6 protein-coding genes are annotated in these 7,152 nt (G+C 67.3%); 3 read left to right on the forward strand and 3 right to left on the reverse strand.

The genetic code is table 11. The annotated features are described in order from the left end of the window. Window positions 1-15: 15 nt before the first annotated feature. Window positions 16-1,407: a M16 family metallopeptidase gene (locus tag BLV60_RS33105; protein WP_371127429.1), complete on the reverse strand. Its 1,392-nt coding sequence runs from the start codon at window positions 1,405-1,407 to the stop codon at window positions 16-18. 77 nt (window positions 1,408-1,484) lie between these two features. Between BLV60_RS33105 and ftsY the strand changes: the two genes are divergently transcribed. Further along, window positions 1,485-2,708 carry a signal recognition particle-docking protein FtsY gene (gene ftsY / locus BLV60_RS33110; protein ID WP_093059924.1) on the forward strand — a complete coding sequence of 408 codons (1,224 nt, stop codon included), beginning with the start codon at window positions 1,485-1,487 and terminating at the stop codon, window positions 2,706-2,708. A 131-nt stretch (window positions 2,709-2,839) separates the two neighbouring features. Here ftsY and BLV60_RS33115 read toward each other — a convergent pair whose 3' ends face one another. Further along, a complete protein-coding gene (locus BLV60_RS33115) occupies window positions 2,840-4,642 on the reverse strand; it encodes an ATP-binding response regulator (protein WP_256329683.1) in 1,803 nt (600 codons plus the stop codon). Window positions 4,643-4,644: 2 nt separating this feature from the next. After that, complete coding sequence (locus tag BLV60_RS33120) at window positions 4,645-5,355, reverse strand: response regulator transcription factor (RefSeq protein ID WP_093059928.1); 711 nt, start codon at window positions 5,353-5,355, stop codon at window positions 4,645-4,647. 185 nt (window positions 5,356-5,540) lie between these two features. Between BLV60_RS33120 and BLV60_RS33125 the strand changes: the two genes are divergently transcribed. Together BLV60_RS33125 and rpoH are read left to right on the forward strand one after the other, a co-directional pair. Continuing rightward, on the forward strand, window positions 5,541-6,005 hold the full coding sequence (locus BLV60_RS33125; protein ID WP_093059930.1) for an Mpo1 family 2-hydroxy fatty acid dioxygenase: 465 nt from the start codon (window positions 5,541-5,543) through the stop codon (window positions 6,003-6,005). Between the two features lie 98 nt (window positions 6,006-6,103). Beyond that, complete coding sequence (gene rpoH / locus BLV60_RS33130) at window positions 6,104-7,045, forward strand: RNA polymerase sigma factor RpoH (RefSeq protein WP_093059932.1); 942 nt, start codon at window positions 6,104-6,106, stop codon at window positions 7,043-7,045. Window positions 7,046-7,152 lie beyond the last annotated feature (107 nt).

The following is a 7,152-nucleotide window of genomic DNA, read 5'->3' on the forward strand; positions in this document are numbered from 1 at the left end:
AGCGGGACCTGTCTTTCAGCGCATTTCGCCTGCGGGCGCCGCGAAGCCGCGGCCACGGGGCTTGGCTTCGGGCGGCAGGGGGCGCAACGTGGCGACCGTGAGCTGGTCGTCACCGAAGTACTTGGCGGCCACGGCCTGCACCTGGGCGGCCGTGACGGATTGCAGCCGGGCGACGATGCGCTCGCTGGCGTCGAGCGGCAGGCCCTGGACCCAGTTGCTGCCGAGTTCGCGCGCCTGCGCCATCACCGAGTCGCGCTTGTAGGTCTCGCTCGCCACCCACTGGGTCTTGACGCGGGCCAGTTCGGCTTCGCCCACGCCGTCTTTGGCGACGCGCGCCAGTTGGGCGCGCAGCGCGGCCTCGACCACCTCGGCGCTCTTGCCGGCGGCTGGTACGCCGTCGAGCACGAAGAGCTGCGGGCCGCGACCCATGAAGCCCGAATAGGCACCGGCCGAATCGGCGACGCGATCGGGCCCCTGGGTGAGTGCGCGGTCGAGCCGCGCGCCGGCATAGCCGTCGAGCACGGCGGACAGCACCACCAGCGCCCAGGCGTCGCTGTTCGCGTCGTCGATGCTGGCGAGCTGCGGCACGCGGAAGGCCAGCGACACATACGCCTGCTCGGCCGGCGCCTTCAGTTCGATGCGGCGGATGCCGCGCTGCGTCGGCTCGGTGCGCGGCTTGCGCGCAGGCACGGCACTCGACGGGATGCGGCCGTAGTACTTCTCGGCCATGGCGCGCACCTGGGCCACGTCGACATCGCCGGCCACCACGAGCACGGCGTTGGCGGGAACGTACCAGCGCTTGAAGAAGGCGCGTGCGTCCTCGGGCGTCATCGCGTCGAGATCGCTCATCCAGCCGACCACGGGGCGGTGGTAGGGCGAGGCGGTGAAGACGGCGGCGTTCTGCTGTTCGCCGAGTAGCGCGCGCGGCTGGTCTTCGGTGCGCAGGCGGCGTTCTTCCTTGACCACCTCGATCTCGCGCTTGAACTCGTCGTCAGGCCACTGGTTGTTGGCGAAGCGGTCCGATTCAAGCTTCATCACCTGTTCGAGACTGCCGACCGGAATCTGCTGGTAGTAGCCGGTGTAGTCGCGGGTGGTGAAGGCGTTTTCCTGGCCGCCAAGGGCCGCCACCCGGCGCGAGAACTCGCCGGGCTTGATGTCCTTGGTGCCCTTGAACATCATGTGTTCGAGCGCATGTGCCACACCGGAGGTGCCGTCGACTTCGTCGATGGAGCCGACGCGGACCCAGACCATCTGCACCGCCGTGGGCGAGCGCCGGTCGGGCTGGACGATCAGCGTCATGCCGTTGGCAAGCGTGAATTGCTGGGGGCCGGGCGCCGCGGCTGCGGCGGCGGAAGGTTGGGTAGTCTGGGCCTGCGCAGGCATGGCCCATGGCGCCAGAAGCGCCATCGCCAGCACCGCACCAGACGCAGCACGGCGTGGCGGGAGGTGTTTCATAGAATGGGTCGGATTGTAAAAAGCTCCTGATGTTCAGTTTCTTCAAGAAAAAACCGCCTGCCGAAACCCCCGATACGCCGGCGCCCACCCCGCCGGCCGCACCGGCGCCTGCCCCCGAAGCCGCGCCGGCGCGCTCGGTGTTCTCGCCTTCGAGCTGGTTCGGCTCGAAGCCGGCGGCCGAAGAAACGCCGGCTCCTGCTGCGCCACCAGCACCAGCGCCCTCCCCGGCGCCAGCGCCCGTCGCAACTCCAGTAGCGGCACCCGCGCCAGCCCCCGCATTCGTTCCACCGCCTGTTCCGACCCCAGTTCCCGCGCCGGTTCCTGCACCCGCTGCCGAAATCGCCGTCGCCACTGAGCGCAAGGGCTGGTTCGACAAGCTCAAGACCGGCCTGCGCAAGACCGGCACCGGCATCCAGGCCGTGTTCGTCAACGCGCAGATCGACGACGCGCTTTACGAAGAACTCGAATCCGCCCTGCTGATGGCCGACACCGGCGTCAAGGCGACCGAATACCTGCTTGACGACCTTCGCGGCCGCGTCAAGCGCCAGATGGCCACCGACGCAGCGCAGGTCAAGGTTTTGCTGGCCGAGGCGGTGGCCGACCTGCTCAAGCCACTCGAGAAGCCGCTGGTCATCGGCCAGTTCACACCCACCGTGATCATGGTGGCCGGCGTCAACGGCGCGGGCAAGACCACCTCCATCGGCAAGCTCACCAAGCACCTGGCCACCGAAGGCGCCTCGGTGCTGCTGGCCGCGGCCGACACCTTCCGCGCCGCGGCACGCGAGCAGCTGCTGGTCTGGGCCGACCGCAACACGGTCGAGATCGTGAGCAACGAGGGCGGCGATCCGTCGGCCGTGAGTTTCGACGCGGTGAACGCCGGCAAGGCGCGCGGCAAGGACGTGGTACTGGTCGACACGGCCGGCCGCCTGCCGACGCAGTTGCACCTGATGGACGAGCTGAAGAAGATCAAGCGCGTTGTCACCAAGGCCGACGCTACGGCGCCGCATGAGGTGCTGCTGGTGATCGACGGCAACACCGGCCAGAACGCGCTCGCGCAGGTCAAGGCCTTCGACGAGACGCTGGGCCTCACCGGCCTGATCGTGACCAAGCTCGATGGCACGGCCAAGGGCGGCGTGCTGTGCGCCATTGCGCGCGAACGGCCGATTCCGGTCTATTTCATCGGCGTGGGCGAGAAGCTCGAAGACCTCGAAACCTTCAACGCCCGCGAATTCGCGCAGGCGCTGCTCGGATAAAAAAACGGCCCCGGCTTGCGCCGGGACCGCTTCGCTTTTTCTCCCTCTCCCCTTTTCCTTCTCTTGCGGGAACGCAATGCAGCGAAGGTAGTGCGCGCAGCGAATGCTCGCCAGTGCCGAAAGTCATGGGCTCATCTGGCAACGGCAACTTCGGCCATCGCCTGCAACAGTGAATCGGCCACGACCGGCTTGAACAGCACCGGCACCTGCGACTCGCGAACCCGCTGCAGCCGGTCGGGCGAGGTCTCGCCGGTGATGAGCAGCAGCGGCGTCGTCACGCCCTGGCCCTGGCTGAGCCGCAGGCCCGCATCGAGCCCGTCGGCGCCGTCGGCCAGCCGGTAGTCGCACAGCAACAGATCGAAGGGGCGGCCCTCGCCGCTCGCCTGCCGCAGGGCAGCGGCAGCGCCGGCCTCGTCCGCCACCGCATGGGCGTCGATTGCGTGGGAGCGCAGCAGGCCCATCATGGCTTCGCGGATTTCCAGTTCATCGTCGAGCAGCAGCACGCGCCCGGGCAACACTGGCGCCGGACCGCGGCGCTGCCCGGTGGCAGCGTCGGCCGTGGCGGCCGGCGCCAGCGCCCCGATCAGCTCGCGCGCCGCCGCACTGACTGCCGGCACCACCACGCGAAAGTGCGTACCCCGCCCCAGCCGCGAATGCATCTGCACCGGATGCCCCAGCAGCCGCGACAGCCGCTGCACGATCGACAGCCCGATGCCGAGCCCCCGCGAGCGGTCGCGGCCCGGATTGTTGATCTGATAGAACTCCTCGAAGATCCGGCCCGACTGCTCCGGCGCAATGCCGATGCCGCTGTCGCGCACCTCGATCCACACCGAGTCGCCGCGCTCGCGCGCCATCACCGTCACACCGCCGCGGGCTGTGTACTTGAGGGCGTTGTCGATCAGGTTGGACAGCATGCGGTGCAGCAGCTGGGGGTCGCTGTGCACCCACAGGCCGCTGGCGCGCACGCGCAGCTGCAGTTGCTTCTGCTCGGCGCGCGCCGCGAAGGTGTGGTTGAGGGGCAGGAACAGCGCGTCGAGCTGCACCGGCTGCGGCGCGGGTGTGATCACGCCGGCGTCGAGGCGCGACACGTCGAGCATGGTGTCGAGCGAGGCGCCCAGCGCGTTCACCGCGCGCATCAGGCGCTCGGCGTTGCGGCCCTCGGGGCGGTCGCGCAGTTCATTCTCCAGCGCGGCGCCGAACAGCGCGATGGCATGCAGCGGCTGGCGCAGGTCGTGGCTGGCGGTGCCCAGGAAGCGGGTTTTTTCTTCGCTCGCGCGCTCGGTGGCGGCAATCTGCTCGCCGAGCCGCGCGGCGAGCGCCTCGTTCTCGAAGCGCAGCATGAGCGACGCTGTCAGCAGCTTGTGCTGGCCGACGCCCGCGTGCAGCGTCAGCAGCAGGTAGGCCGCGCCGGCTGCCGCCAGGAACAGGTGCAGCCCGTCGCCCTGCCACGCCAGCGCGGTGATCATGCCCAGCGACATCGGCATCGTGTAGCCGAAGAGCGCCGGCTTCAGCGGCCAGAGCGACTGCGCCGCCCGCGCGCAGCTGCCGACGATCACGGCCATCAGCAGCGAGGTCATGGGCAGGTTGTCGTGCGGCACGATGAGCCACGGCACCACCGCCGTGACCATGCTCACCAGCGTGACCATGCGCGAAATCTTGCGCGCCCAGTACGCGCTTTCACGCACGGGCCGGGACGGATTCCAGCGCGGCGTGAAGAACACGTAGATGTCGGCCATCAGCAGCCCGGCCAGCCAGAACAGCAGGCTCGGGTCTTTCAGCTGCGAATAGATGATGCTGCCGAACACCACCACGAAGGCCATGTGCGTCAGTGTCGAGACGCCGTAGGTGCTGTAGACCGAGGCAACGTGCTCCCGCAGCACCCGCTGGCCGAGTGCGTGGTCGGCGGAGGGGTCGTTCGACGCGTCGGGCTGCACGCTCAATGCAGGGTGCTGATCAACTGGGCGCGCGAGCGCATGCCGAACAGCAGCAGGATGGTCGAGACATGGTTCTTCACCGTGCCTTCGCTCAGGTTCGCGAGCTGCGCGATTTCCTTGTTCGCCTTGCCTTCGAGCACCCATTGCAGCACCTGCATCTGCCGCGGCGTGAGTTCCTGCCAGGCGCTGGCGTGGGCGAATTCGGCATAGCCGGTGAGCGATTTGGGCACGGCCGGTGGCGGTACCTCCGCCGCGCCGGGATCGAGCAGGCCGCAGGCGCGGATGAAGCTCACCACTTCCTTCAGGTCGGCCGACTTCGGCAGGAAGGCTGCGGCGCCCAGCGCGAGCACGCCCTGCGCCAGCGTGCTGTTGCCAGTGCCCGAGAGCACCACGATCCGCGCGGCGGGAAAGCGCAGCCGGAACTCGGCCACGCCGCTCAGGCCGTGCGTGTCGGGCAGGGCCAGGTCGAGCAGCACGAGGCCGATGGAAGCCTGGTGGGTTTCGTACAGCGCGAGTGCGTCCGCAACGTTGCCGGCCTCGAAGACTTCGATGTTCGCGCCGGACGGGGTGGCCTGCGCCTGGACCAGCGCGCAGACGCCCAGGCGCAGCAGGTCGTGGTCGTCCACAACCAGGATCGCCCTGGGCGTGCGGGTGGGCGCGCCAGTCTCCGCGGCCGGTGACAGAGGTGCGGGTGGGGAGTCGAAGGATGCCACGCGCCGATCTTAGCGATGTAACCTTCTGGTGACAGTGCATAAAGTCATGGCAGCCGCCGTGGCTGTAGTGCTTTATGCTACTTTTTTGATAGCAATTTCGCATCGCATGTGCGCTTGCCATCGGGCTTCTCTGTGGGCACCATCGAAAGTCTCGCCGCACCGAACGGCGCCCACGGAGACTTGTCATGACGCATACCGCCGCCGCCCCCCTGGAATCGAGCGACCGCAAGGTCGACCGCCTGCTCGCTCACTATGAAGAGAGCCACCGCAACCCGACCAACGAGCTGATCCATTTCGTGGCCATCCCGGCCATCATGCTGAGCATCGTCGGACTGCTGTTCGCGCTCCATCCCTGGGTAGCCTACGGTTTCGTGGCCGCCAGCCTCGTCTACTACGCCCTGCTGCGCGCCCCGGCCTTCCTGCTGACCATGCTCGCGCTGACCGCCCTGGCCCTGGCGCTGGTGCATGCGATGGGCGGACTTGTATTGCCGATTTCAGCCGCTATCTTTGTGGTGGCCTGGATCTTTCAGTTCGTGGGCCACAAGATCGAAGGCAAGAAGCCTTCGTTCTTCGAAGACATCCAATATCTGTGGGTCGGCCCTCTGTTCGTGCTGTCCAAGCTTTTCCTAAAGCTGGGCGTGCGCTGGTAGCCATTGGCTATTCCGGCGATAGAAATTCAAGGGAACCCTTGGTTTAGCACTCCCTCTAACCGAGTGCTAATATGGCCCACACAAAGGAGTTTCCCCTGATGACAACGCTGTCTGGAGTCTCTGCCAACCAGCTGGCCGTCGCCAATCCATGGTCGATGGTTCCGCCGCTGGGCAACCTGGATGCCTACATTTCGGCCGCCAACCGCCTGCCGATGCTCACGCTCGAAGAAGAGCAGGGCTTCGCACGCAAGCTGCGCGACCACAACGATCTCGAATCCGCTGGCGCGCTCGTGCTGTCGCACCTGCGCCTCGTCGTTTCCATTTCCCGCCAATACCTGGGCTACGGGCTGCCGCACGGCGACCTGATCCAGGAAGGCAACGTCGGCCTGATGAAGGCCGTGAAGCGTTTCGACCCCGACCAGGGCGTGCGGCTCGTGAGCTACGCCATGCACTGGATCAAGGCCGAGATCCACGAGTACATCCTGAAGAACTGGCGCATGGTCAAGGTCGCCACGACCAAGGCCCAGCGCAAGCTGTTCTTCAACCTGCGCTCGATGAAGCAGGGCTTCAAGGCCGACTCGGCTGCGGCCGACAACGGCACGCACCGCGAAACGCTGAGCCCCGACGAGGTGTCGCAGATGGCGACCCGGCTCAACGTCAAGCCTGAAGAAGTGCTCGAGATGGAAACCCGCCTGTCGGGCGGCGACGTCATGCTCGATCCGGGCCCGTCCGACGACGGCGACGAAACCTTCGGCCCGATCGCCTACCTGGCCGACGCCACGCAGGAACCGACTGCCTTGCTCGAATCGCAGCAACGCGACCGCCTGTCGAGCGACGGCATTGCCACGGCGCTCGAGGCGCTGGACGACCGCAGCCGCCGCATCGTGGAAGAGCGCTGGCTCAAGGTGAACGACGACGGTTCGGGCGGCATGACGCTGCACGACCTGGCCGCTGTGTACGGCGTGAGCGCCGAGCGCATCCGCCAGATCGAAGTCGCGGCGATGAAGAAGATGAAGAAGGCGCTTGCGGACTACGCGTAAGCCTGTCGCCCTTGACCCGTCCTGCCATAGGTTGACACCTATGAGGGACACAGAGCCGGCCTGTTCAAGCCGGCCAGAGACGCCCGATGGACCTCATCGGGCGTTTT

It is taken from the genome of Variovorax sp. YR634, from assembly GCF_900106655.1.
Taxonomy (GTDB): domain Bacteria; phylum Pseudomonadota; class Gammaproteobacteria; order Burkholderiales; family Burkholderiaceae_C; genus Variovorax.

Coding starts and splice junctions, on each gene's coding strand:
- BLV60_RS33105 (WP_371127429.1), bottom strand. CDS start 1,407: ATGGCGCTTCTGGCGCCATGGGCCATGCCTGCGCAGGCCCAGACTACC.
- ftsY (WP_093059924.1), top strand. CDS start 1,485: ATGTTCAGTTTCTTCAAGAAAAAACCGCCTGCCGAAACCCCCGATACG.
- BLV60_RS33125 (WP_093059930.1), top strand. CDS start 5,541: ATGACGCATACCGCCGCCGCCCCCCTGGAATCGAGCGACCGCAAGGTC.
- rpoH (WP_093059932.1), top strand. CDS start 6,104: ATGACAACGCTGTCTGGAGTCTCTGCCAACCAGCTGGCCGTCGCCAAT.